This is a genomic window from Micromonospora sp. IBSANI012 (genome assembly GCF_052814045.1).
This window is the reverse complement of record NZ_CP199933.1, coordinates 6,265,209-6,291,042: the sequence shown is the minus strand read 5'-3', so window position 1 is coordinate 6,291,042 and position 25,834 is coordinate 6,265,209. Positions and strand designations below refer to the sequence as shown.

Sequence of the window (25,834 nt, the reverse complement as noted above, 5' to 3'; positions counted from 1 at the left end):
GTGACACGTGCTGCTCGGCAGATTACCGGTTTTCCCCTCCCCGGCGGGACGTTCCGCCGGACACGCTCACGGTGGGGGCAGATGTGCCAACTGGACCAGGCGTACGCCCTCACGCCGGGTGACCAGCCGGCCCCGCCCGGGCGGCAGCGGCCCGGGGCGGACCTGACCGACCAGCGGCCCCTCGTCCGGGCTGCCGCTCATCACCAGCCCGGCGGTGGAGAGCTCGCGCAGCCGCTGCACGATCGGCTCGTACTGGGCCCGGGCGGCGCCGCCGGAACGGCGGACCAGCACCAGGTGCAGCCCGATGTCGCGGGCCTGCGGCAGGTGCTCCTCCAGGCCGCGCAGCGGGTTCGCCGGGCCGCTGGACACCAGGTCGTAGTCGTCGACCAGCACGAACAGCTCCGGCCCGGACCACCAGGACCGCTCCCGCAGCTGCGCCGGGGTCACGTCCGGCCCGGGCAGCCGGGCCTGCATGTAGCCGGCGACCGACTCGACCAGCTCGGCGGTGTGCGCCGCCGCGCTGCCGTACCCGATCACGTGCGGGTCGTCGATCAGGCTGTACAGGCTGCGCCGGTAGTCGACCAGGATGATCCGGGCCTGCTCCGGGGTGAACCGGTCGATGATCGAGGTGGCCAGCGCGCGCAGGAACGAGGACTTGCCGCACTCCGCGTCGCCGAAGACCACGAAGTGCGGCTCGGTGGCGAAGTCCACCGCCACCGGGCGCAGGTCCGCCTCGGCCACGCCGATCGGGAAGGCCAGCCCGGTGGCGACGGAGGTGTCGAGGTCGGCGTAGGGGAGCACCGGCGGAAGCAGCCGCACCCGCGGGGCGGGCGGACCGGACCAGGCTCCGGCGACCGCCTTCACCAGGTCGGCCGGCTCCGTCCCGGCCAGCTGGGGCAGCGCGGTGAGGAAGTGCAGGCTCTGCGCGGTGATGCCCCGGCCGGGTGACTTCTCCGGCACGCTCGCCGCGGCGACCCGCTTCACCGCCGAGTCCGACGGGTCGCCGAGGCGCAGCTCCAGCCGGGAGCCGAACAGGTCCCGGATGGCCGGCCGGAAGTCCATCCAGCGGACCGCGCTCGCCACCACGTGCACCCCGTACGACAGGCCGCGGGTGGCCAGGTCGGTGACCAGTGGTTCCAGGTCGTCGTACTCGCCGCGCAGGGTGGCCCAGCCGTCGACCACCAGGAAGACGTCGCCGAACGGATCGACGGTCGGCTGGCCGGCCCCCGCCAACCCGGACCGGCGCTGCCGCCAGGCCGCCATCGACTCGACGCCCAGCTCGGCGAAGCGCCGCTCCCGCTCGGCGAGCAGGGTGGCGATCTCGCCGATGGTCCGGCGCACCACCGTCGGGTCGGACCGCCCCGCCACCTGACCGACGTGCGGCAGGTCGCGCAGCGCGGCGAGCCCGCCACCGCCGAAGTCCAGGCAGTAGACCTGCGCCTCGGCCGGCGTGTGGGTGAGCGCCAGCGCGCAGATCAGCGTCCGGAGCAGGTGCGACTTGCCGCTCTGCGGCCCGCCGACCACCGCCACGTGCCCGGCGGCGGAGTCCAGCGCCAGCCAGAGCACGTCGCGGCGCTGCTCGAAGGGCTTGTCCACCACGGCCACCGGCACCTGGAGCGCGCCGTGCAGCCCCGGGTTGGCCACGGTGAGGCCGCGTTGCGGGTCGACGGCGGCCGGCCCGAGCAGCTCGTCCAGGGCGGGTGCGGTGTCGAGCGGGGGCAGCCAGACCTGGTGCGCCGGCGGGCCCTGCCCGGCGAGCCGGCCGACCAGCACGTCGAGCAGGTTCTCCGTCTCCTCCTCGACGGCGGGCAGCGCCGGGGTGGCCGGCTCCGGCACCGGCACCAGGTGGGTGGAGAAGGTGAGCAGCCGGTTGCCGCCGCCCGCGCCGCCGCCGGCCGCCGTGCCCCGCCGGCGGACCGGGCCGGAGACGTACGCGGCCTTGAACCGGACCAGCGGGTCGGTGCCGGCGCGCAGGTAGCCGTGCCCGGGCGAGCGGGGCAGCTCGTGCGCGTCCGGCACCCCGAGCACCGTCCGGGACTCCAGCGCCGAGAAGGTGCGCAACCCGATCCGGTACGACAGGTGGGTGTCGAGGCCCCGGAGCCGCCCCTCCTCCAGGCGTTGGCTGGCCAGCAGCAGGTGCACCCCGAGCGACCGGCCCACCCGTCCGATCTGGACGAACAGGTCGATGAAGTCCGGCTTGGCGGAGAGCAGCTCGGAGAACTCGTCGCAGATCAGCAGCAGCGAGGGCAGCGGGGCCAGCGGGGTCCCGGCGGCCCGGGCCCGCTCGTAGTCGCGCAGGCTGGCGAAGTTGCCGGCCCGGCGCAGCAGCTCCTGGCGGCGCATCAGCTCGCCGTTGATGGCGTCCACCATCCGGTCCACCAGCGGCAGCGCGTCGGCCAGGTTGGTGATCACGGCAGCGGTGTGCGGCAACCGGTCGAAGGAGGCGAAGGTGGCGCCGCCCTTGAAGTCGACCAGCACGAAGTTGAGCTGTTCCGAGCTGTGCGTGGCGGCCAGGCCGAGCACCAGGGTGCGCAGCAGCTCCGACTTGCCGGAGCCGGTCGCGCCGATCAGCAGGCCGTGCGGACCCATGCCGTCCTGCGCCGACTCCTTCAGGTCCAGCTCGATCGTGCCGCCGTCGGCGCCGACCCCGATCGGCACCCGCAGCCGGTCCCGCCCCGAGCGGGGCGCCCAGCCCTGCTCGGCGGTGAAGCCCTCCGGGTCGCCGATGCCGAGCAGCTCGGGCAGGCCCAGCTCAGCCCCGGGCGCGGTCTCGCCCCCGCGTACGGTGGTGGCGAGCCGCAGTGGCGCGAGCCGGCGGGCCACCGCCTCGGCGTCGGCGACCTCAAGCCGGTCGGCGGTGCCCACCTCGGCGTGCCCCTCGGCCGACCGGGAGTGCAGCCGGTCGCCGCGCAGCTCCAGCAGGAGGGCGAAGCGGTCGAGCAGCCGCGGCGGCGGGGTGTCCAGGTCGATGACGGTGACCGCGTCGATGCCGCCGTCCCCGGCCAGCTCGGTCGCCCCGGTCAGGTCGCCGCCGTCGAGCAGGACGACCACGTGCGGCCCGTCGGTGGCCGGGCCGGCCGGGCTGAACCGGGACCGGCTGGCCAGCACCTCGTCGAGCAGCCGTTCCAGTTCGGCGGCGGAGCTGGTGACCAGCCGGACCGGGCCGAGGGCGTCGGTGCGGCCGGGGTGGTGGGCGTGCGGCAGCCACTTGACCCACTCCCAGAGCGCCCGCCGTTCCGGCCCGGCGCAGACCGCGATGAGCAGTTCGTCCGGGGCGTGGAAGACGGCGAGCTGGGTGAGCATGGCCCGGGCCAGCGCCTGCGCGCCGGGCGAGCCGGTGCCGCCACGCGCGTCCCCGGCCGCACCGCGGAGGAAGACCCGGGCGAAGCTGCGCATCGACAGCGCCACCGGGAGGTCCGGCACCACCGAGTACGCGTCGAGGAAGCGCCGCAGCGCCCCCGCGGTCATCGGTTCCAGCTCCTCCAGCGGCCGGGTGACCGGGGGGATCAGGGGCGTCGCCAGGGTCTGCGGGCCGACGGCCACCCGGACCACGGCGAAGTCCGGGTCACCCGGCCGGCGCTCCCAGACCCGGTGGCTGTCGACGGTCGACCAGAGCCGGCCCGGGTCCGGGTGCCGGTAGAAGAGCCCGGCCCGCTGCTGCCCGGCCGTCTGCCGGACCCGGCGGCGCAGCGCGGCCAGGTGCCGCAGGTACTCGCGGCGGGCGGCCATCATCTCCGACTTCTTTGGGGTGCCGGCGGCGCTGCCCCAGGAGGTCACCAGCATCGCCACCGAGGAGAGCCCGAACATGCCGCCCACCACGTACGAGTAGGCGCCGCCGCCCCGGCCGAACATCATCGCCATCGCCACCGTGCCGCCCAGCATGGGCAGCACCATCAGCGCCTGCTGCCAGCGCCCGCCGGCAACTGCGGGGATCTCCGGCGGCGCCTCGACGGGCAGCTCACCGACCGGTATCTCCGGCGCCGGACGGCGCGGCGGTCGCTTGATGACGACAGTGGACACTGACCCTCCAAGGTGGCGCTCGGTAACCCGAGCCTGGCTCATGGTAGGTAAAGTCCTGTCGTCCGTCAGCCACCGCTCCCGCTCGATATGGAGATCAGTCGATGACTACCGGGCTGGCCAGGGTCACCATCAGCGCTCCGCAACGACGCGTCGACGTGGCCCTGCCGGAGCAGGTGCCCCTCGCCGAGCTGCTGCCCGAGGTGCTGCGGCACGCCGGCGAGGGGCTGGCCGACGACGGCGAGCGGCACGGCGGCTGGGTGCTGCGCCGCACCGACGGGGCGGTGCTGGCGACCGCGCAGGCGCTGCTCCCGCAGGGGGTGCGCGACGGCGAGGTGCTGCACCTCGTGCCGGCCCACGCCGAGTGGCCCGAGCTGGAGTACGACGACGTCGTGGAGGCGATCGCCGACGGCGCCCGCCGGCGCGGCAGCGCCTGGTCCCCGGCCGCCACCCGGGCCGCCGCGCTCGCGGGTGCGGGCGTGCCGCTGGCCGTCGGGCTGGTCGCCGTCCTGGCCGGCGGGCCGCAGCACCGGGCCGGCTGGCCGCTGGCGGTCACCGTCGCGCTGCTGCTCGCGCTCGCCGGCACGGTCGCCTCCCGGGCGTACGGGGACGGCCCGACCGGCGCCACCCTCGGCGGCTACGCGCTGCCGTACGCCGCGGCGGCCGGCGCCCTCGCGGTCAGCTCCGGCGACCCGGTCGGTGCGTTCCGGTCACTGCCCTGGCTGGGCGCCCCCGAGCTGCTGGCCGGTGCGGTGGCGCTGCTGCTGGTGTCGGTGCTCGGCCTGCTCGGCACCGCCACCCGGCTGCGGGTCTTCGTGGCCGGCGCGACCCTCGGCGCGGTCGGCGCGGCAGCCGCCCTCGGCGGGCTCCTGCTCGGGCCGGCCGAGACCGCGGCGGTGCTGCTCTGCGTGCTGGTCTTCGCCCTCGGCGGGCTGCCGCTGCTGGCGATCCGGCTGGGCAAGATGCCGCTGCCGCCGATCACCCTGCCCACCGGCCCGACCGGCGGCACGGACGGCGTGCGGGACCTGCCCGACCGGGCGCGGGTGCACGCGGCGGTGGCCCGGACCGAGGAGATGCTGACCGGGATGCTGATCGGGCACGGCGCGCTGGCGCTCGCCGCGGCGCTGGTGCTCGGCGTCACCGGCGGGCTGGCCGGACGGCTGCTGGTGGCCGTCGTCTCGGCGGTGCTGCTGCTGCGCTCCCGGCTCTTCGTGGCGGTCCGCCACCGGGTGCCGCCCGTGCTCGCCGGGCTGGCCGGGTTCGCGGTGCTCGGCGTGGTGCTGGCCGCCGGGGCCGGCGATGCGGGGGTGCTGGCGCTGACCGTGGGCGGGCTGCTGGTGGCGCTCACCGCCGTGGCGGCCGGCACCACGTACGCCCGGCGGCCGGTGTCGCCGTACGTCGGTCGGGTGGCCGACCTGACCGACACCGCGCTGGTGGTCTCCGTCGTGCCGGTGGCCTGCGCCGTGCTGGGCCTCTACGACGCCGCGCGCGGCCTGCTCGGCTGAGGGACGGCGAAGGGCCCGGGGGTGAGCCCGGGCCCAACGTGGCGGTGCAGGTCAGTGCGCGGTGTCGCCGTGCTCCTCGGCGTCCTTGGCCCGCTGGTACGACGCGCGGATCTCGGCCTCGGCCTCGACCCGGCCCACCCAGGTGGCACCCTCGACCGACTTGCCCGGCTCCAGGTCCTTGTAGACCTCGAAGAAGTGCTGGATCTCCAGCCGGTCGAACTCGCCCAGGTGGTGGATGTCGCGCAGGTGCTCCTGGCGCGGGTCCTCGTAGGGCACGCAGAGGACCTTGTCGTCGCCGCCCTTCTCGTCCGTCATCCGGAACATGCCGATCGTGCGGCAGCGGATCAGGCAGCCCGGGAAGGTCGGCTCGGGGACGAGCACCAGCGCGTCCAGCGGGTCGCCGTCCTCGCCGAGGGTGCCCTCGATGAAGCCGTAGTCGGCCGGGTACTGGGTCGACGTGAAGAGGGTGCGGTCCAGCCGGATCCGGCCGGTCACGTGGTCCACCTCGTACTTGTTTCGGTGACCCTTCGGGATCTCAACCGTGACGTCGAAATCCATCTCCCACGCTCCCTCGTCTGCCCACGCTGGCTGAACGGAACCACAGACGCCCCCGGTACGGGTGATTGGCCACCCACCGGCTCCGGACGCCGCATAGTCTTCGGACCGAAGTAGTGTCACCCAGGCTGGTTCCGGAGGCGGGAGGAGGGGGTCGTGGGGAGGGAAGATTCACACTACCGCCCGGAGGGGGTTGACGGGCGCGGGTCCGGTGGATCCGCGAGCGGACGCGTTCCGGTGCCCGGTGCGCACCCGTCCGACCGTTCTGCCCCGTCCGGGCCCGGCGCCGGGCAGCCGCCGTCGGGGCCGGTTCCGCCGGCCTGGCCGGGCGATCCCCGCAACGCCGGCCGGTTCCCCGAGGTGAACCCGCCCGGTCGCCCCGCCGCCGGCTCCGCCCGCGTGCCATCCGGGCCGCCGCCGGCCGCCGGGTCGGCCCGGGTCCCGCCGCCGACCTGGGACGCCCCGGCGACCCGGCCCGGCCAGGTCCACCCCGGCCAGGGCCACGTCTACGGCGCCGCGCCGGTCTCGCCCTCGGCCGGTCCGGTCTCCCCGGCCGCCGGCTCCGTGCCCGTCTCCCCGCCGCCGGCGGGCATCGGGCCGCTGGCTCCGCCGCCCCCCGCGCCGCGCCGGCGTCGCCGGCTGCTACCGGTCGCGGTGCTCGCCACGGTGCTGCTGCTCGTGCTGGCCGGGGTCGCCGGGGTGCTCCGCCCCGGGCCGGTCGCCGGGTGGCTGGGCGACGACGCCACCGGACCGGCCGCCGCCGCCCAGGCGCCGGAGCCCGACCCGTCGCCGGTGCTCGCCGGCCCCGACGCCAACGCCCCGCAGCCCACCTCCGCCGGGGTACGCGCCGCCGTGGAGCCGCTGCTCGGGGCCGCCGCCCTCGGCAGCCGGGTGAACATCTCGGTGGCCGACCTGACCACCGGGCAGTCCATCTACGCCCGGGGCGGCGACGACGGCACGGTGCCCGCCTCGGTGACCAAGCTGGCGACCGGCGTGACCGTGCTGGAGGCCCGCGGCCCCGGGTACCGCATCCCCACCCGGGCGGTGGCCGGGGCGAACCCGGGCGAGGTGGTGCTCGTCGGCGGCGGCGACCCGACCCTCGCCGTGAACGGCAACGGCTTCTACCCCGGCGCGGCCCGCCTCGACACGCTGGCCAAGCAGGTGAAGCAGGCGCTCGGCGGCACCGCTCCGACCAAGGTCGTCGTCGACTCCTCGCTCTTCCCCGGCCCGGTGCACGGCCCCGGCTGGGACGACGACATCCCGACCGGCGGCTACGGTGCCTCGATCACCGCGTTGATGACCGACGGCGCGCGCAGCGACCCCGAGGCGGCCCGGAAGACCTTCGACGACACCCACGGCGCGGCCGAGCGGGTCCCGCAGCCCGACCTGACCGCCGGCCGCTCCTTCGCCCGGCTCCTCGGCCTCGGCGGGGACGTCCAGGTCACCCGGGGCACCGCCCCGCCGGCCGGCGGCGCCGCGGCCAGCGGCGCCCCGGCGCCCGGCACCGAGCTGGGCAAGGTCGAGTCGCTGCCGATGATCCGCCTGGTCGACATCATGATCAGCGACAGCGACAACGTGATCGCCGAGGCGCTGGCCCGGCAGGTGGCGCTGGCCCGCAACCAGCCGGCGAGCTTCGTCGGCGGGGCGGCGGCGATGGACGAGGTCATCGGCGAGCTGGGCCTGCCGGCCGGCGAGATCAGCCTCTCCGACGGCAGCGGGCTGTCCCGGAACAACCGGATCAGCCCGTCCCTGCTCACCGACCTGATCGCACTCGCCGGCAAGGGCGACCACCCGGAACTGGGCGCCATCTTCGGCGGCCTGCCGGTCGGCGCCTGGTCCGGCACCCTGGGTGACCGCTACCGGGTCGACGCGACCGAAGCCGGTGCCGGGGTGGTCCGGGCCAAGACCGGCACGCTGACCGGGGTGCACGCCATCGCCGGGCTGGTCACCACGGCCGAGGGTCGGCTGCTCACCTTCGCGGTCCTCACCGACCGGGCCCCGGCCGGCGACTCGGACGTCAGCCGTCAGGCCCTCGACCGGATCGCCGGTGCCCTGGCCGGCTGCGGCTGCCGCTGACCCCGACCGCCGGAGCCCCTGCTCGCACGCCGGGCCGGGGTGTTCCGGCGCGGGTACGGTGGGTGCATGGCGCAGTTCGTGGACTGGGATCTGGCCGCCGCGACCGCGGGGGCGTTGGGCAAGTCGGGCCCCCGGGTGTCGTACGCCGAGGCCACCGACGTGGTCGTCGACCTGCGACGGCTCACCGAGGAGGCGGCCGGGCACGTCGCCGACTACACCGGGCTGCGCTCGCAGGTGATCCACCCGCCGGTGCGGGTGGTGGACCGCCGGGACTGGGCGGCCGCCAACATCGCCGGCCTGCGGGAGGTGATCACCCCGCTGGTCAACCGGCTCTCCGGCGACAAGCGCCCCGGGCCGCTCACCGAGGCGATCGGCTCCCGGCTGACCGGGATGCAGGCCGGCACGGTGCTCGCCTACCTCTCCGGCCGGGTCCTTGGCCAGTACGAGGTGTTCTCCGCCGACCCGGGCCAGCTGCTGCTGGTCGCGCCGAACATCGTCGAGGTGGAGCGGAAGCTGGAGGCGAACCCGCGCGACTTCCGGCTCTGGGTCTGCCTGCACGAGGTCACCCACCGCACCCAGTTCACCTCGGTGCCCTGGATGCGGGCGTACTTCCTCGGCGAGGTGAACGCCTTCGTCGACGCCGCGCAGGGCAACGAGCACCTGCTGGAGCGGCTGCGCCGGGGCGTCGCCACCCTCTCCGACGCGATCAAGGACCCGGAGAGCCGCACCAGCGTGCTGGACATCGTGCAGACCCCGGCCCAGCGGGCCGTGCTGGACCGGCTCACCGCGCTGATGACCCTGCTGGAGGGGCACGCCGAGTTCGTGATGGACGGCGTCGGGCCGCAGGTCATCCCCAGCGTGGAGCGGATCCGGGCGGGGTTCAACCGACGCCGCGAGGCCGGTAACCCGCTGGAGAAGGCGATCCGCCGGCTGCTCGGCGTCGACGTCAAGATGCGCCAGTACGCCGAGGGCCGCAAGTTCGTGCACGGCGTGGTCGACCGGGTCGGCATGGAGGGCTTCAACAAGATCTTCGGCTCCCCGCTGACCCTGCCCCGGCTGGACGAGCTGGGCGACCCGGACGCCTGGGTGGCCCGGGTGCACGGGCCGGCCGGCGCCACCCCGAGCGCCGGCTGAGCGGACGGCCGTGGCCGCCCTCGCCCCGCCGGTCGCCGCGATCCGGATCGCGGTCCGCCGCGCGCTGACCGCGCTGCCGGCCGACGGGGCGGTGCTGGTGGCCTGCTCCGGCGGGGCCGACTCGCTCGCGCTGGCCGCCGCGACCGCCTTCGTGGCGCCCCGGCTCGGCCGGCGGGCCGGTCTGGTGACCGTGGACCACGGGTTGCAGGAGGGCTCCGCCGGGCGGGCCGAGGCGGTGGCCCGGTGGGCCGTCGAGGCCGGTCTCGACCCGGTCGAGGCGGTGCCGGTGACCGTGGCCGGGCGCCCCGGCGGTCCGGAGGCGGCCGCCCGCGAGGCCCGCTACCAGGCGCTGGTCGACGCCGCCCGGCGACACCGCGCGGCGGCGCTGCTGGTCGGGCACACCCGCGACGACCAGGCCGAGACGGTGCTGCTCGCGCTGGCCCGGGGCGCCGGACCGCGCGGGCTGGCCGGCATGCCGGAGCGCCGCGAGCTGGACGGAGTGCCGCTGCTGCGTCCGCTGCTCGACGTCACCCGGGACGACACCCGCAAGGCGTGCGCCGCGCTCGGGCTGACCCCGTGGGACGACCCGCACAACGCCGACCCCTCGTACGCCCGCGCCCGGGTACGCACCGACGTGCTGCCGGTGCTGCTGCGGACGCTCGGCCCGGGGGTGCTGGACAACCTGGCCCGGACCGCCCGGCTGGTGGCCGCCGACACCGCCGCGCTGGACGACCTGGCCACCGCCGCGCTCGCCGCCCCGGCCGGGGTACGGGCCGTCGACGGGGGACTGTCCGTGGCGGCCCTGGTCGCGCTGGCCCCGGCGGTGCGTACCCGGGTGCTGCACGCCTGGGCCCGGGAACTGGGCGCTTCTCCAGCGGCGCTGTCGCACCGGCACGTGGCCGCGTTGGACGCGCTGGTCACCGACTGGCGCGGGCAGGGCGCGACGCACCTGCCGGGCGGGCTGCGGGTGGCCCGCCGCGCCGGCCGCCTGCTCCCGGTCGACTGAGGCAAGGCCGGGGCCGCGGTCGATCAGGTGACGATGTCCGCGGGACGTGTCGTCCCGGTTCCCGGGTTCCGATCACGGGGGAGGTGAGGCGGACTCTCCCCGGGAGCCGCCGGAGGCGGTAGACATGGCGGATGGCGTACCCCCGACAGCCGCTCTTCGCCCCGAACGGTGCCGTCGCGACCAGCCAGCCGCTCGCGGCGGCCGCGGGTCTGGCCGTGCTGCGGCGCGGCGGCAACGCCGTCGACGCCGCGCTGGCCACGGCGATCGCGCTCACCGTGGTGCAGCCGCCCTCCAACGACATCGGCGGTGACCTGTTCGCGATCGTCTGGGACGGCGAGCGGCTGCACGGGTTGAACGCCTCCGGCCGGTCCCCGGCCGCGCTGACCCGGGAGGTGGTGCTCACCGCGACCGGAGGGAACGCGTCGGCAGCGGTGGACGCGCTCGGGGGCGCGCAGGCGCGCGGTCCGGCGATGCCGGCCCGGGGCTGGCTGCCGGTGACCGTGCCCGGCGCGCCGGCCGGCTGGCGGGACCTGCACGAGCGGTTCGGGTCGCTGCCCTTCGCGGAGCTCTTCACCGACGCGATCTCCTACGCCGAGCACGGCTACCCGGTCGCCACCGGAACCGCCGCCACCTGGGACCGGGCGCTGGCCGCGCGGGTCGAGCCGGGCGGCGAGGAGTACGCCGAGTTCGACCGGGTGTTCACCATCGACGGGCGGGCGCCGCGCCCCGGCGAGCGGTGGCGCAACCCGGACGCGGCCCGCACCCTGCGCCGCATCGCCGAGACCGGCGCGGAGGACTTCTACCGGGGCGACATTGCCGCCGCGCTCGACGCCCACGCCGCCCGCACGGGCGGCCTGCTCACCGGCGACGACCTGGCCCGGCACGCCTCCACCTGGGTGGACCCGGTCAGCGCCCGCTACCGGGGACACGAGGTCTGGGAGCTGCCGCCCAACGGGCAGGGGATCGCCGCCCTGCTCGCGCTGAACATCCTGGACGGCACGGACCTCGCCGCACTCGACCCCGGGGAGCGGCTGCATCGCCAGATCGAGGCGGTCAAGCTCGGCTTCGCCGACGCCCACGCCCACGTCGCCGACCCGGAGCGGGCACCGGTGCCGACCGCCGCCCTGCTCGAACCCGGCTACGCGGCGGCCCGGCGGGCCCTGGTCACCGACCGGGCCGGCGACCCGGTGGCCGGCGACCCGGAGCGCGGCGGCACGGTCTACCTGTGCACCGCCGACGCGGGCGGGATGATGGTCAGCCTGATCCAGTCCACCTACCTGGCGTTCGGCTCCCGGGTGGTGCTGCCCGGGCACGGCTTCGCGCTGCAGAACCGGGGCCTCGGTTTCCAGCTCGACCCGGCGCACCCGAACGTGGTCGGGCCGGCCAAGCGGCCCTTCCACACCATCATCCCGGGCTTCCTGACCCGCGACGGCGCGCCGGTCGGACCGTTCGGCGTGATGGGCGGGCACATGCAGCCGCAGGGGCACGTCCAGCTCGTCTCCGCCACCCTGGACGCCGGCCTCGACCCGCAGGCCGCGCTGGACGCTCCCCGCTGGTACTGGCACGCCGGCCGGACCCTGCTGGTCGAGCCGACGCTGGGGGCGGTGCCCGGCCTGGTCGCGGGGTTGCGCTCGCGGGGGCACGAGGTCACCGTCGCGGAGGAGCCTTCGGTCTTCGGGTACGGGCAGGCGGTGTGGCGTGCTTCGTCCGGCGGGTACGTGGTGGGGTCGGAGTCTCGGGTGGACGGGGCTGCTGTCGGGTTCTGACTCTTCTGGTTCGTCGGGCTCGGGGTGGGGTCGGAGTCGCGTGTCGACGGGGCTGCGGTCGGGTTCTGACTCTTTCGGTTCGTCGGGCTCGGGGTGGGGTTTCGCCGGAGCCCGACCCGCTCCGGGCGGTCAGGCTTGATCCCTGCGCGGGTCGGGCTCCGGCGAAACCCGTGCGGGTCGGGCTGGGTGGGCCGCGCCGGCGGGGTGGGTGGATCTTTGGTGGTCGCGGTGGTCGCGGTGGTCGCGGTGGTCGCGGTCGTCGGGGTCGTCGGGGTCGTCAGGTGGTGGTTACTCGGTCGCGGAAGGTGGTGCGGTAGGCGTGGGGGGTGGTGCCGACGCGGCGGGTGAAGTGGTGGCGTAGGGCGGCGGCGTCGCCGAAGCCGGCCCGGTCCGCGACGGTGTCGACGCTGAGCCGGGTCTCCTCCAGCAGCCGGCGGGCCAGCAGCACCCGCTGGTTGGTGAGCCAGTCGTGCGGGGTGGTGCCGGTCTCGGCCCGGAACCGGCGGGCGAAGGTCCGCGCCGACATGCCGGCCCGGGCAGCCAGCTCGTCCACCGTGGTCGGCCGGTCCAGGTGCCCGATCAGCCAGCTCAGCACCGGCTCCAGCGTGGGGGCCTCCGGCGTGACCGGTATCGGCGTCTCGACGTACTGGGACTGGCCGCCGTCGCGGTGCGGGGGGACGACCATCCGGCGGGCCAGCCGGGTGGCTGTGGCGGAGCCGTGCTCCTGGCGCACGAGGTGCAGGCAGGCGTCGATGCCGGCGGCGGTGCCGGCGCTGGTGAGCACCCGCCCATCCGCGACGTAGAGCGAGTTGCACCGGACCCGGGCCGCCGGGTGGCGGCGTTGCAGCTCGTCGACGTACCGCCAGTGGGTGGTGCACTCGCGGCCGTCGAGCAGCCCGGCCGCGCCCAGCACGAACGCGCCCGAGCAGACGCTGAGCAGGTACGCCCCCCGGTCGGCAGCCCGGCGCAGCGCGTCCAGCACCGGCTCGGGCACCGCGCCGCCCTGGCTGTGCGCCGGCACGGCGACCAGGTCGGCCTCCTCGACCGGGCCGAGGTCGGCGTGCGGGGTCAGCCCGAAGCCGGAGGAGGTGTGGACGGGGCCGCCGTCGGCGGTGCAGACGGCGAACCGGTAGCCGGGGAACCCGTCCGCCGTGCGGTCGGTGCCGAAGACCTCGGCGAGGACGCCGAGCTCGAACGGGGCGACCTGGTCGAGCGCGAGGACGGCGACGGATCGGAGCATGTGACGAGGGTAACCCCGGCGGTGGCAGGAAATCGAGGGGCAATGGCATTCCTGCCACTGTCCGGCTCCGGGTGGCGGGCGGAAACTGGTACCAGTCCGGTGCGCACCGGCGGCGATAACAGTCCAAACAACGCGAAAGCGAGCGCCGCCATGGAACTCCTGCTGCTTCTGCTCTTCCTCGTCGGTCTGGCCGTCGCCTCGGCCGTCGGCCTCACCGCGGACAGTCACGATTCGGCCGACTGGAAGCCGACCGACCAGGGCCGCCGTTGGCAGTCCCGTACCTGCTGAGGTGATTGGTCCGGATTGCCGAGAAAATCCCTGGCGGGACCGCTCCAAAAGGGGCGGCCCCGCCGACGGAGGCCAGCCGGCGTACGGCAGGCTAGGAGTCATGGCTGACGGCTCCTGGTACGACGCCGACATCGATCACGTGATCATCTCCGAGGCGCAGATCCGCGAGAAGACCGCGGAACTGGCCAAGCAGGTCTCGGCGGACTACGCCGGCGTCGAGGACGGACTCCTGCTCGTCTGCGTGCTCAAGGGCGCGATCATGTTCATGGCCGACTTCGCCCGGGCGCTGGGCCGGCACGGGCCGCCGGCCGAGCTGGACTTCATGGCCATCTCCTCGTACGGCCAGGGCACCACCTCCTCCGGCGTGGTCCGCATCCTCAAGGACCTGGACCGGGACATCGCCGGCCGGCACGTGGTCGTGGTCGAGGACATCGTCGACTCCGGGCTGACCCTCTCCTGGCTGCTGCGCTACCTGGAGTCGCGCTCGGCGGCCAGCGTCGAGGTGGTCGCCCTGTTCCGCAAGCCGGACGCGGTGAAGGTCCCCGTCCCGGTGAAGTACGTCGGCTTCGACATCCCGACCGAGTTCGTGGTCGGCTACGGCCTCGACTTCGGCGAGCGCTACCGCGAGCTGCCCTACGTCGGCGTGCTCAAGCCGGAGGTCTACGCCCGGGCCTGAGCCCGTCGCCGGCCGGGTCCGCGCCCGCCGCCGGCCCGGCGGTGGTACCGCCCGGTCGGGCCGAGAGCTGCTCGTATCGGTGTCCATCGAGCGGACGTTCAGCGGGCTCTCAGCAAATCGGACTACGGTAGGTGCCGGTGGCGTGGAGGCAATCTCCACGCCCGACCCCTCGACTGGTGTGTGACCGGCGGTCGGGTGGCCGGGTGCGGAGCTCCCGCCACGCCGGCTGAACCCCGGTTCGCCGTCCGCGTAAGTGCTGGGCTCAGAAGCTCACTCCTGGCGCACACGGTGTACCGTCGAATGACCGCGGCGCGGCAGTTCGCGCGCCTCGGGGTCGAGGCCGGCCCGCACGGCGGCTCGGCGCCGCCAACGCGGCGACACCATTCAGACGGTCAGGACGTCGATCAGGAGGATGCGGGCGTCTCGGCGCTCGACAACAGCATGGAACGTACGCGTTTCTTCCGCCGACCGGTGGTCTGGATCATCCTGGTCATCCTCGGCGCCGTTGTGCTCAGTCAGCTGTTCACCGCTGGTCCCAGCTACCACCGCGTGGACACTTCCGTTGCGCTCGATCAGCTCCACACCGGCAAGCCCACGATCAAGAAGGTCGTCTTCCAGGACAAGGAACAGACGATCCAGCTCGACCTGGCCGAGAAGACCAAGTTCGGCGACACCACGACCGACCGGATCGAGGCCCAGTTCCCGTACGCGGTCGGCGACGAGGTCTGGAACGACGTCCTCGCGGCGAAGGCGGGCAACCGGGTCACCGGCCCGGCCGACGCCAAGGTGTCGTCCGACAGCATCTGGGTGAGCCTGCTGGTCAACCTGCTCCCGATCGCCCTGCTGGTGCTCCTGCTGATCTTCTTCATGTCGCAGATGCAGGGCGGCGGCTCCCGCGTGCTCAACTTCGGCAAGTCCAAGGCGAAGATGATCACCAAGGACACGCCGAAGACCACGTTCGCGGACGTGGCGGGGGCCGAGGAGGCCGTCGAGGAGCTGCACGAGATCAAGGACTTCCTGCAGAACCCGGCGAAGTACCAGGCCCTGGGCGCCAAGATCCCCAAGGGCGTGCTGCTCTTCGGCCCGCCCGGTACCGGTAAGACGCTGCTCGCCCGCGCGGTGGCCGGCGAGGCCGGGGTGCCGTTCTACTCGATCTCCGGTTCCGACTTCGTGGAGATGTTCGTCGGTGTCGGCGCGAGCCGGGTCCGCGACCTCTTCGAGCAGGCCAAGGCGAACGCCCCGGCGATCGTCTTCGTCGACGAGATCGACGCGGTCGGCCGGCACCGTGGCGCCGGCATGGGCGGCGGCCACGACGAGCGCGAGCAGACCCTCAACCAGCTGCTCGTCGAAATGGACGGCTTCGACACCAAGGGCGGGGTCATCCTGATCGCCGCCACCAACCGGCCGGACATCCTCGACCCGGCGCTGCTGCGCCCGGGCCGCTTCGACCGGCAGATCCCGGTGGACGCTCCCGACATGGAGGGCCGCAAGGCGATCCTGCGGGTGCACGCCAAGGGCAAGCCGTTCACCCCCGACGTCGACCTCGACTCGGTGGCCCGGCGTACCCCCGGCTTCAGCGGCGCCGACCTCGCCAACGTGATCAACGAGTCGGCACTGCTCACCGCCCGCAAGGACCAGCGGGCGATCACCAACGACTCCCTGGAGGAGTCGATCGACCGGGTGATCGCCGGTCCGCAGCGCCGGACCCGGGTGATGAGCGACCAGGAAAAGAAGATCACCGCGTACCACGAGGGTGGCCACGCGCTGGTCGCCTGGGCGCTGCCGCACGCGGCGCCGGTGCACAAGGTGACCATCCTGTCCCGCGGCCGCTCGCTGGGCCACACCCTGGTCCTGCCGACCGAGGACAAGTACACCCAGACCCGCGCCGAGATGGTCGACACCCTGGCGTACGCGCTGGGTGGCCGGGCCGCCGAGGAGCTGGTCTTCCACGAGCCGACCACCGGTGCCGGCAACGACATCGAGAAGGCCACCCAGCTGGCCCGCGCGATGATCACCCAGTACGGCATGAGCTCCAAGCTCGGTGCGATCAAGTACGGCACCAGCGGCGACGAGCCGTTCCTCGGCCGCAACATGGGCCACGAGCGGGACTACTCCGACGTGGTGGCGGCCGAGATCGACGGTGAGATGCGGGCCCTGATCGAGCTGGCCCACGACGAGGCCTGGGAGATCCTGGTGGAATACCGGGACGTCCTGGACAACATCGTCCTGGAGCTGATGGAGAAGGAGACCCTCTCCACCGCCGACATGGCCCGGATCTGCTCCCGGGTGGCGAAGCGCCCGCCGATGGCCCCCTACAACGGCTTCGGCAAGCGTCAGCCCTCCACCGAGCCCCCGGTGCTCACCCCGGCCGAGAAGAACAAGCTCAAGGCCCAGGCGCAGGCCGACGGCGCGTCGGTCGGCGGCTCGAACAACTCGGACGGTACCCACTGAACACGGACGCCGCGGCCAGCCCCGAGAACTCGGGGCTGGCCGCCTCGTCGACCGAGCCCGACGGCGACGAGGCCTTGGACTACGTCGCGGCCCGGCTGATCAGCGGCAAGCTGACCGGCCGTCCGATCGAGGACACCATGGACCTCGCCCGGATCGAGAAGGCCGTCCGCGAGATCCTCATCGCGGTCGGGGAGGACCCCGACCGGGACGGACTCCAGCAGACCCCGGCCCGGGTGGCCCGGGCGTACGCGGAACTCTTCGCCGGCCTCCGGGTCGACCCGGCCCAGGTGCTCAGCACCACCTTCGAGGCCAACCACCAGGAACTGGTGCTCGTCAGGGACATCGACGTGATGAGCCTCTGCGAGCATCACCTGCTGCCGTTCCGGGGCAGCGCGCACATCGGCTACATCCCCGGGCCGGACGGCCGGATCACCGGCCTGTCCAAGCTGGCCCGGCTGGTCGAGGTCTTCGCCCGCCGCCCGCAGGTCCAGGAGCGGCTCACCTCGCAGATCGCCGACCTGCTGATGAGCAAGCTGGCGCCCCGCGGCGTCGTCGTGGTGCTCGAGTGCGAGCACATGTGCATGGCGATGCGCGGCATCCAGAAGAGTGGTGCCAAGACCATCACCTCCGCGGTGCGGGGCACCCTCCAGCACGACGCGAAGTCCCGGGCCGAGGCGATGGCCCTGATCATCCCGCGCTGACCCGTAGCATCCCGACCGGCCGCGTCGCCCCCCGTGGGGACGGCGCGGCCGTCGCGTCTCAGCCGGCCAGCAGCGCCAGCGTGATCACGCTGGCCGTCACCACCGCCGGCAGCAGGCAGGTCAGTGCCCCCAGCCGGGACGTCCGGTCCAGCCGCTCGCCCGGGCGCGGCGGGAAGAGCCGACCCACCGCCACCCAGCCCGCCCCGAACGCGACCGCCGGCATCGGCAGCCCGACGACCAGCGCCACGAGGCTCGCCGCGCCCGCCCCGGCGACCGCGAGGACGATCAGCTGGACCATCGGCACCAGCAGCGCCAGCGGGCCGTACACGAGCAGGTTGCGGGCCTGCGGCGGCCAGGCCGCCGGCCGCAGCGGACCCCGCGCGGCCAGGGTCGCGTCGGCCGCGTCCGCCCAGCCGCGGGCCACCCGCAACGCGGCCAGCACGGCGGCCGGGCCACCGACCATCGACCGGGCCGCCTCGGTCAGCTCCGGCGGCGTCGGGGTCAGCGTGATCGCCGGTACGCCCAGCTCCCGCAGCCCGGCCTGCTGCGGCGCCAACCGGGCGTGCAGCTCGGCCAGCTCCTCCCGGGCCGACTCCACCGCCCGGGCCTGCTCGGCGGCGGCGGTGGCGGCGGCGCGGCGTACCCCGTCCAGCTGCCGCGCGGCGGCCAGGTAGTCCGTCCAGGCGGCGGCCACCGCGCCGACCGGCTCGGTCCCGATCCGCTGCCGGACCGGCGTCGCCGGGGACGCCTCGTCGACGCCCGCCGCGCCGGCCCGCTCGTCGCGCCCGCTCACGCCGGCTCCTCCCCGTCGGCGAAGGGCACCAGCACCGTGCCCCGCTCACCCGGACCGTCCCAGAGCACCACCCGGTTGGGGCGGGGCCGCCACTCCACCGGTCGGCCGAACACCGCACCGAGCATCGCCCCCGGCACGTCCACCGCGGCGACCGCGGCCAGCTTGTCGACCTCGCCGTCCGGCTCCAGCAGCGCCGCGAACGGCGGCACCGTCCGCCACCAGCCCAGCAGGTGGATACCGGACGGCGGGCCCTCGCGCAGCAGCGTGCGCAACCGCTCCGCCGGCAGCTCCTCCGCCGTCGCCAGGTCCACCCCGAACACCACCAGGTACGCCGGACCGTCGCCGTCCATCGCCGCCAGCAGGCCCGCCGCGTCGACCGTCTCCACCCGCTGCCGCTGCGCCAGCTCGGTCGCCAACCCGGCCGCCAGCGCGGCGGAGCCCTCGGCCAGCGGCGCGAGTACGAACCGGGCGGCACCCGGCGGATGGTGGGCAGCGGTGCTCCGCGCGGCGTTCGCCAGCAGCCCGGCCGCCCCCGTACCCGCCCCGAGGACGGCGAGGTTGCGGCCGGCCACCGGGCCGAGCGGGACGGCGACCGTCGTCCGGGCCACGTCCACCGCCCGGCCGAGCAGGGCGGCCGGCCCACCGGCCCGGCCGGCCAGGGCGGCCCGCAGTCGGGGGTCGTTGCGCAGCAGCGGCCGGGCCCAGCCCGCGAAGACCACCGGCGGGATGGTCCCCTCCGGGCGGGCCTCGAAGAGCCGGTGCCGGAGCCGCTCGATCGTCTCCGGGGCGTCGTGCGGGTCGGGGAAGCGGACCAGCCGCTCGTGACCCCGGGTGGCGCCGCGCGGCCCGCCCAGCCCGCCCGCGGTGTTGACCACCGCGCTGCCCACCGCCAGCCCCGCCGCCGCGTCGTTGGTGGGCGCGAGCACCGGGCCGCCACCGGAGAGCGCCACCCGCACCGGGAACTGGCCCAGCACCGAGTCCCGCGGCGCCGGCCCCGCCCCGATGCCCAGGTCACCCGCGCCGGCCAGCACCAGGTGGATGCCGTACGCGCGCCCGGCGCGGGCCAGGCCGTCCAGCCGGGCGAGCACGTCCGCGGCGACCGGATCCCGGGTCGCCAGCAGCAGCGGGAAGTTGTCGATCACACAGACGATCCGGGGCAGCGACTGGTGCTCCCGCAGCTGCGCGTAGCGCTGCCCGCCGGCCCGGGCGCCCGCCTCCTCGCGCCGGCGGGTCTCCGCCGCCAACTGGTCGAACAGGTCCCGCACGTACTCCGGGTCGGCGGCCATCGCGGCGGCCCGGACCTGCGGCACCCACGAGCGGTCCCGCTCGGTCTGCAGGAACTCCACGAAGGACTCGCCGTCGCCGAGGTCCACCAGGTGCAGCACCAGCTCGTCCGGGCCGTACCGCGCGGCGAGACCGAGCAGCGCGTTGGTGAGGAACGCCGACCGGCCGGCATTGGACCGACCGCTGACCAGCCAGTGCGGCGTCAGCTCGGTGAAACCGACGGTCACCGGCCGCCCGTTCGCGTCGCCCACCGTGGTGGAGAGCCCGTCGGTCGAGCCGGCCTGCCAGAGCGGCTCCTCCGGCGGCGGCAGCAGCTCGGCCAGGCAGAGCCGCGAACCTTCCTCCACCTGCGCGGCCAACCGCCGGCAGACCTGCCCGATCAGGTCCGGCCCCGGGTCCTCGTCCACGAAGACCGGAGAGTTCAGGCCGCCCGGCCCGTCGCCGCCCGGCCCGCCGAACGGGCTGCCGGGCGGATCGCCGAGCAGCGCGTACGCGGTCCGCAGCTCCAGCCGGGTGGCCTCCGGCAGCGGCGGGCGGGCCGCGTATGGCCCGGATGGGGGCCAGCCGGCGACCACCAGGTGCAGGCCGGCGGGGCGGCCCTGGGCGGCCAGCGCCTCGATCCGGGCCAGGTCGCTCGGCCCGGTCAGCTCCGGCAGCCCGGCGATCACCAGCAGCAGCGTGCGGTCGTGCCGGCGGGGGCGACCGGTGCCCGGGGAGACCCACTGCTCGGCCTCGGTCAGCACCGCCCGCAGGCCGGCCACGTCCACCGCTGGCGGCGGCAGCAGACCCGCGTCGGCCAGTGGCGCGAAGGACGCGAAGGTGTCGCCCACGCCGGCGCCGTCCACCGCGCGTACCAGCAGGCAGCCGGCCGGCGTCGCGGCCAGCAGCCGAAGCAGTATGGCCCGGAGCAGGCCGACCGACCGGGGCTCCCGCGCGTCGACGTCGAGCGTCAGGTGGCCGGCGCCGAGCAACGGCACCAGTGCGGGGAAGCGGGCGTCGTCCAGCGGGGCCGCGGTGCCGACCCGGACGAACGGCGGATTCTCCTCGCCGGCGGGGGTGTCCGGCGGAAGGGTGTCCAGCGGGGCGCCGGCCCAGCCCGGCGCGAGCACCGCCGCCGCGGTCCGCAGCCGGTCGGCCAGCTCGTACTGCCGGCGCTGGTCGGCGGGGGCCGGGCGGGTCTCGTCGAGCACGCCGGCGGCGGCTACGGCGGTGGCGGCGGCCCGCCGGTGCAGGGCGGCGGCACGGTTCGTACGCGACTTCGGACCGGCCACCGTGTCCACCCCTCTTTCCGAGGTTGGAAACCTCCCCGAGCCCCGACGGTATCCCAGGTCCGACCGCTCGCCCGGGAAGCGCGGCGGTGCGGGATCGTCTTGTCGCAAAGCGTGGCGTCACGGGTTCGTCCTGTCACGATCCGCAGCATCTGGGGCATTGGGTGCGGGGCGCTCAGCCGATAGCCTCAGGGGGTGGAATCAGTGCAGCCCCCCGCCGGTTCCCAGGTCTCCCGCGTACCGGCGCAGCGGACCCCGCCGGACCAGTTGCCGCCCCCGGCCGTCACGCCGGCGCCACAGCAGCAGCCCCGCCGGACCCGCACCGTCCTCACCGTGGTCGCGGGGGTGCTGGCGCTGCTCTGCGTGAGCGGCGCGGTGATCGGCTACATGCTTTACGACCGCGCCACAGCGCCGGACCGCAGCGCCCCCGACGTCGTGGTGGACAACTACCTGCGCGAATATCTGGTCAACCGCAACGACGCGCGGGCCAGCCTGCTCGTCTGTGAGGGCAGTCCGACCGGGCTGCCGGCGCTGCAGTCCCTACGTGATGACCTCAGGGCACGCGAGGAGCGCTTCGCGACCACGATCACCGTCAGCTGGGGCGCTCTTCAGGTGGAGCAGCAGGGCGGGAGCGCCGCAGTCGAGGCTGACCTGATCATCTCGGCCTCGGTCGACGGCATCTCTCAAAGCGATCGTCAGAGGTGGCGGTTCCGCACGCAGTTGGGTGACCACTGGAGGGTTTGCGAGGCCGCCCGCGCCGGCTGAGTCCTCACTCGATCCACAACAGGTGCACCGGAACCTCCAGGGTAGTCGGTGGCTGCCCGCGCCAGGCCCACCGGTACCACTCCAGTTCCGGGGTGACGCGGATGCAGATGTCGCCGTCGGCGCCGGAATAGGTCTCGGTCACCGCGCGCAGATCCCGGTGCTCGACTGAATCCTCGACGTGCACCACCCGCCGGCCGCTGACCGTGTCGGCCTCGAAGACCGGCGTCGGTATCCGGTTGGCCGGCTCGTCCAACGAGACCAGCCGGATGCCCTGCTCGCGAGCGGCCGCCCCCGGCGACGGACGCTCGCCGAGCGTCTCGACCCAGACCCGCTCCACCGGGATCAACGGCGCGAACACCTCGACCTGGTCGGACTCGGCCCGGTACCACTCGTGCTCGGGGATCACCGGCACGTAGGTGCGGCTGCCCTGCACCACCCGTTCGTCGGCCCGCAGGTCGCCCCGCCAGCCCAGGCCCGGCAGCCCGACCAGGACCCGCCGCCCGCGCAGCTCGACCCGCCCGGTGGCAGGCACGATCTCGACCGGCCGGGGGGTCAGTGGCGCCCAGTCGGGCTGGCCGGCGAAGGGATCCGGCAGCGGACCGCTCATCGTGCCGCTTGCCTCGTGCTCGACCCGTTGAGGGGCGCACCCCGCTGCAGCATGAACGGCACCGGGTCGATCGCCCCGAGGGAGCTGCGGTCGCTGTCCCGGTGCACCTCGAAGTGCAGGTGCGGGCCGGAGGAGTTGCCGCTGCTGCCCACCCGTCCGATGATCTCACCGGCCCGCACCTCCTGACCGGGAACGACCAGCGGCTTCTCCACCATGTGGCAGTAGCGGGAGATGTACCCGCCGGCGTGCAGGATGTCGACGAACCAACCGCAGCCGCCCTTGCCGGGGTAGCCGTCCACGTCGCAGTCGAGCCGGCCCCGGTGGTCGGGGTCGCAGCGGGCCACCAGCACCCGCCCGGTGGCCGCCGCGTGGATCGGCGTGGTCCCCTTGGGCGCGCCGATGTCCACCCCGTTGTGCTGCGGTCGGCTCGCGGTCCGGAAGCCCGAGCCCACTCTGCCGGGGATCGGTGACGTCCAGCCGGAGGCGGCGATCGTCCTGGCGGACGCCCGGTCGCAGACGGTCTTGTCGGCGATCCGCACCGTCCGGGCGGCACCCTTGGCCAGCGCGTTCACGATCCGGCTGGCGGTGTCCTCGTGCTTGGCGTACGCGTCCGGGTAGGCGCTGATCTGGACCCGTTGGGCGGCGAGGGTCAGCGGGAGTCGCTCCCAACCGTCGACCTTGAGCAGCTTCTCGTAGAACTTGCGGGCGGCGTAGTCCGGGCTCATCCGCTGCGCGACGCTGCCCCAGCCGGCCCGCTGCTGGAACAGGCCGACCGAGTCGTGGTCGCGCCCGATCCCCTCGTTGGGGATGCCGCGGGATCCGGCGACGGTGCTGTTCGCCAGGTTGCGCAGGGCCGACTCCTGCATCGCGGTCGCCACCGCGATCACCCAGCCGCGGGGTGGCACCTTCATCTCCTGCCCGACCTTGATGATGACGGCGGCGTTGCGCAGTTGGCTGTCGCCGTAGTCGGACATGCGCGGCATCCTGCCGGTGACGTCGACCCGGTGGTCCTCGCCGCACGTCTGTTCCGAGGCCACCAGATCCTGGTCGTCGCCGCCGAGGTTGGTGAGGAAGGAGGCCGCCGTGCCGCCGCCGCAGCAGAGCAGGGTGAGGGTGGCGGTCAGCGCGGTGACCACGGCGCGGACCCGGAGTCGGCGACGGGGCGGCTGGCCCACCCCCGGCAGCTCGGCAGTCATTCCCGCTCCCAGTCCACGGCGTCCACCAACCAGCGCCCGTCCGGCGCCACCAACTCCAGCCGGAGCCGCCCGGTCTCCAACGGGACCAGCACCTCCGCGAAGGCCTCCGTGCGCGGCCGGAGAATCAGCTCCCCGGTCACCTTCTCCGCCGGCACCCCCGCCGGATCGGCGCCCGTCAGCTTCTCGGTGAGCCCCGGGGTGGACAGCGGACGCAGGTCGGACTGCCACTTCTCCGCCGTGGTGGCCGCCCCACCCAGCCACAGCCGGGCGAACCGGTCCGCGGTCTGCTGGGGGGTCAGCTCACCGGGACGCGTGCTGGGGGAGGCCGGCACCGGTGTGGCGATGACACCGTCGTCGCCCTCCGTGGGGTCCACCGTGGTGATGGGCTCGCGTGGGCGGTTGCTGAGCCCGATGGCCGGGTCGACGGGGCCGGTCACCAGGCGGGCGGTCCCGATCACCGCGAAGACCAGCACGGCGATCGCGAGCGCGATACCGATCCGGGACCGCAGGACCCGGGTCACCAGGAACTCGATCGCCCGTCGCATCGCCGTCACCGTGCCTCGGAGCGCACCCGAGGGCTGGGCCTGGTGCTGGCCGGTGCGCGCTCGGCCGAGTCGGGTCGGTACACCACGAAGGACGGCGATTCCTCCGGCACGTCCGGCTCCGTCCAGCTCGCCGGCTGTTGCCGGCGGGCGCGCGGCGCGGTGCGCCGCTCGCCACCACCCGTCCGCATCTCCGGCTGCTCGGTCTCGTCCGCCGGCTTCCGGCCGTCCGGTCGTCCACGCACCGCGAGGGTGGCGGAGGAGTGCGACGGGTCCTCCCGTCGGGCCTCCGGGCGCAGTTTCGACGGCTCCAGCGCCAGTCCGCGCCGCCGGGCGACGGCCGGCTCGGCCGTGCCTCCCGGCTCCACCACGTCGAGCCGCGCGGCGATCCGCATGTCGCGGAAGAAGCGACGGTGCCAGGAGCCGGCCGAGCTGACCGCCTCGCTGCTGTCCTTGCCGCCGAGCTGGGTGATCCGCCGGTACGGGCGCAGCAGCAGCCAGCCGACCACGCCGCAGAGCCAGACCAGCACCACCTGGAGCCAGCCGGCCAGGGTGGGCGTGCTCATGATCAGGTCCACCGCGAAGAGGTAGATGGCGGCTCCGGTGCCGAAGATGGCGATGTTGAACAGCGCCGCGACGACCGCGTTGCCGAGTCGGCGCAGCCCGGCGCTGGCCGGTCTCAGCAGGCCGACCGTGCCCAGGATCGGTGCCGCGATGACCGCCCAGCGGAAGATCAGGAAGCCGAGCAGCACCAGCAGCGACGCGGTCAGGTCGAACATCGCGAAGAGCAGCGAGGCCAGCACGGCGATGAAACCGGAACCGATCCGGTCCATGTCCCGGGCGCCGGTGAGGTATTCGTACGCCTCGGGGTCCTCCTTCTTGATCTGCTCGGCCACGGTCATCCACTGCTGCTGCTTGGCCTTGATCGTCGCCTCGCGGGTGGCGGGATTCTGCCGGAGCTTCCCCGCCTCCTCCCAGGAGAACGACTTGGCGTCGTAGAGGACCGGTCCGTACTTCTTGGCCGTCTCGCTGTCCGCCGACCCGAGCACACCACGCAGCCAGTTGCGGTAGAGCATCGACTCGGTAGCCGTGTCGCTGGCCCGGACGGCCGGTGGCCGCTTGTCGACGCAGGCATCGGGGTTCGGAAGTACGCACCTGTCGGCCGGGACGGTTCTCGAACCCGGCCCCACCGCGTCGTGGACGACGCCGAGGGAGGTGATGAGCGTGCCGTCGGCGATGTTGGCGGACTTGACCGGCCAGGCGGCCAGGGCGGTCACCGCGACCATCACCAGCAGGGCCCACCCGGCGGTGGTCATCGCGTTGCTCATGTCCGACTGGCGGGAGCGCCAGAGCAGGTAGAGGCCCACCACGCAGAGCGTGACGATGCCGAAGACGCTGAACACCTTCTGGTAGACGGCCTTGGTCGCCTTCTCCACCAGCGGGTCGGCCCAGCCCCACATCGAGCGGGGGTCCCACGCCCGCTCCCGCAGGGCGTTCGAGGCACCGATGATGGCCGTGGCGAACATGAACTCGCCGTTGGCGACCGTCGTGGTGAACTTGTAGTCCGGGTGCAGCACCGTCGAGGCGCAGCCACCCTCCACGTCATAGGTGTTGAAGCTGTAACCGGCGTAGCCGTAATCGCTGTACAGGCCCTTGGGGCCGGGCAGCTTGGAGGAGTCCGGCCGGGAGGCGAACCAGCCGGCGAGACCCGAGTCCGGCGCGGAGGCGACCGGCGGCTTCCGACAGGTGATCTCGTTCTCGCTGACCTGCTGCAGCTTGGCGACGCAGGCGCGGAAGTCGGCCTGCCACTCCTTGGTGCTGCACAGTTCCGCCGCCGCCTGGGCCGTCACCGGCGGTGCCGCTGAGGCCGGTGTCGCCCCGACCACCGGCCAGGCGATCGTGGCACCGGCGAGTACGCCGATCGCGAGGAGGAGCGCCGCGATCCGTGCCCGGGCCCTCGCCAT

General features: G+C 74.6%; 19 protein-coding genes. 10 read left to right on the top strand and 9 right to left on the bottom strand.

What is annotated here, in order from left to right; all coding sequences use genetic code 11:
* Positions 1-66: 66 nt before the first annotated feature.
* Complete coding sequence (gene eccCa, locus ACTWM8_RS29165; protein WP_446211727.1) at positions 67-4,020, bottom strand: type VII secretion protein EccCa; 3,954 nt, start codon at positions 4,018-4,020, stop codon at positions 67-69.
* A gap of 101 nt (positions 4,021-4,121) precedes the next feature.
* On the opposite strand from eccCa, the gene eccD reads away from it, so the two are divergent.
* Positions 4,122-5,522: a type VII secretion integral membrane protein EccD gene (eccD, locus tag ACTWM8_RS29160; RefSeq protein WP_446211726.1), complete on the top strand. Its 1,401-nt coding sequence runs from the start codon at positions 4,122-4,124 to the stop codon at positions 5,520-5,522.
* 51 nt (positions 5,523-5,573) lie between these two features.
* Here the strand turns inward: eccD and ACTWM8_RS29155 are convergent, their stop codons facing one another.
* Positions 5,574-6,080, bottom strand: coding sequence for an inorganic diphosphatase (locus tag ACTWM8_RS29155; protein WP_334570879.1), 507 nt, complete (start codon positions 6,078-6,080; stop codon positions 5,574-5,576).
* Between the two features lie 561 nt (positions 6,081-6,641).
* Here ACTWM8_RS29155 and dacB point away from each other — a divergent pair.
* The 4 genes from dacB to ACTWM8_RS29135 all read left to right on the top strand — a co-directional run bounded on the left by dacB (position 6,642) and on the right by ACTWM8_RS29135 (position 12,059).
* Positions 6,642-8,153 carry a D-alanyl-D-alanine carboxypeptidase/D-alanyl-D-alanine endopeptidase gene (gene dacB / locus ACTWM8_RS29150; protein ID WP_446214712.1) on the top strand — a complete coding sequence of 504 codons (1,512 nt, stop codon included), beginning with the start codon at positions 6,642-6,644 and terminating at the stop codon, positions 8,151-8,153.
* A gap of 66 nt (positions 8,154-8,219) precedes the next feature.
* Entirely contained in the window at positions 8,220-9,287 is a 1,068-nt protein-coding gene (locus ACTWM8_RS29145) for a zinc-dependent metalloprotease (RefSeq protein ID WP_446211725.1), read from the top strand.
* A gap of 10 nt (positions 9,288-9,297) precedes the next feature.
* The gene (gene tilS / locus ACTWM8_RS29140; protein WP_446211724.1) at positions 9,298-10,293 is read left to right on the top strand and encodes a tRNA lysidine(34) synthetase TilS; all 996 of its coding nucleotides are present in this window, start codon (positions 9,298-9,300) and stop codon (positions 10,291-10,293) included.
* A 131-nt stretch (positions 10,294-10,424) separates the two neighbouring features.
* Positions 10,425-12,059: a gamma-glutamyltransferase family protein gene (locus tag ACTWM8_RS29135; RefSeq protein ID WP_446211723.1), complete on the top strand. Its 1,635-nt coding sequence runs from the start codon at positions 10,425-10,427 to the stop codon at positions 12,057-12,059.
* Between the two features lie 277 nt (positions 12,060-12,336).
* Here the strand turns inward: ACTWM8_RS29135 and ACTWM8_RS29130 are convergent, their stop codons facing one another.
* The gene (locus tag ACTWM8_RS29130; protein WP_446211722.1) at positions 12,337-13,299 is read right to left on the bottom strand and encodes a GlxA family transcriptional regulator; all 963 of its coding nucleotides are present in this window, start codon (positions 13,297-13,299) and stop codon (positions 12,337-12,339) included.
* Positions 13,300-13,341: 42 nt separating this feature from the next.
* Between ACTWM8_RS29130 and ACTWM8_RS29125 the strand changes: the two genes are divergently transcribed.
* The 4 genes from ACTWM8_RS29125 to folE all read left to right on the top strand — a co-directional run bounded on the left by ACTWM8_RS29125 (position 13,342) and on the right by folE (position 17,415).
* On the top strand, positions 13,342-13,587 hold the full coding sequence (locus ACTWM8_RS29125) for a hypothetical protein (RefSeq protein WP_446214732.1): 246 nt from the start codon (positions 13,342-13,344) through the stop codon (positions 13,585-13,587).
* A gap of 100 nt (positions 13,588-13,687) precedes the next feature.
* Positions 13,688-14,263, top strand: a complete 576-nt coding sequence (gene hpt, locus ACTWM8_RS29120; protein ID WP_346537805.1) for a hypoxanthine phosphoribosyltransferase — start codon at positions 13,688-13,690, stop codon at positions 14,261-14,263.
* A gap of 441 nt (positions 14,264-14,704) precedes the next feature.
* Positions 14,705-16,714, top strand: a complete 2,010-nt coding sequence (gene ftsH, locus ACTWM8_RS29115; RefSeq protein ID WP_446211721.1) for an ATP-dependent zinc metalloprotease FtsH — start codon at positions 14,705-14,707, stop codon at positions 16,712-16,714.
* A 35-nt stretch (positions 16,715-16,749) separates the two neighbouring features.
* Positions 16,750-17,415, top strand: a complete 666-nt coding sequence (gene folE, locus ACTWM8_RS29110) for a GTP cyclohydrolase I FolE (protein ID WP_210774414.1) — start codon at positions 16,750-16,752, stop codon at positions 17,413-17,415.
* Between the two features lie 58 nt (positions 17,416-17,473).
* On the opposite strand, the gene ACTWM8_RS29105 is transcribed toward folE, so the two are convergent.
* A complete protein-coding gene (locus ACTWM8_RS29105) occupies positions 17,474-18,208 on the bottom strand; it encodes a hypothetical protein (protein ID WP_446211720.1) in 735 nt (244 codons plus the stop codon).
* Positions 18,205-20,772: an FtsK/SpoIIIE domain-containing protein gene (locus ACTWM8_RS29100; RefSeq protein WP_446211719.1), complete on the bottom strand. Its 2,568-nt coding sequence runs from the start codon at positions 20,770-20,772 to the stop codon at positions 18,205-18,207. The genes ACTWM8_RS29105 and ACTWM8_RS29100 overlap by 4 nt, the downstream gene beginning before the upstream one ends.
* A gap of 192 nt (positions 20,773-20,964) precedes the next feature.
* Here ACTWM8_RS29100 and ACTWM8_RS29095 point away from each other — a divergent pair, with 192 nt between their 5' ends.
* Complete coding sequence (locus tag ACTWM8_RS29095) at positions 20,965-21,525, top strand: hypothetical protein (protein ID WP_446214711.1); 561 nt, start codon at positions 20,965-20,967, stop codon at positions 21,523-21,525.
* Between the two features lie 4 nt (positions 21,526-21,529).
* On the opposite strand, the gene ACTWM8_RS29090 is transcribed toward ACTWM8_RS29095, so the two are convergent.
* The 4 genes from ACTWM8_RS29090 to ACTWM8_RS29075 are packed head-to-tail and all read right to left on the bottom strand — an operon-like array spanning position 21,530 to position 25,834.
* Entirely contained in the window at positions 21,530-22,132 is a 603-nt protein-coding gene (locus tag ACTWM8_RS29090; RefSeq protein ID WP_446211718.1) for a hypothetical protein, read from the bottom strand.
* Complete coding sequence (locus ACTWM8_RS29085) at positions 22,129-23,328, bottom strand: M23 family metallopeptidase (RefSeq protein WP_446211717.1); 1,200 nt, start codon at positions 23,326-23,328, stop codon at positions 22,129-22,131. The genes ACTWM8_RS29090 and ACTWM8_RS29085 overlap by 4 nt, the downstream gene beginning before the upstream one ends.
* Positions 23,325-23,882, bottom strand: coding sequence for a hypothetical protein (locus ACTWM8_RS29080; protein WP_446211716.1), 558 nt, complete (start codon positions 23,880-23,882; stop codon positions 23,325-23,327). Before ACTWM8_RS29080 ends, ACTWM8_RS29085 begins: the two co-directional genes overlap by 4 nt.
* Positions 23,879-25,834 carry an MFS transporter gene (locus ACTWM8_RS29075; protein ID WP_446211715.1) on the bottom strand — a complete coding sequence of 652 codons (1,956 nt, stop codon included), beginning with the start codon at positions 25,832-25,834 and terminating at the stop codon, positions 23,879-23,881. The genes ACTWM8_RS29080 and ACTWM8_RS29075 overlap by 4 nt, the downstream gene beginning before the upstream one ends.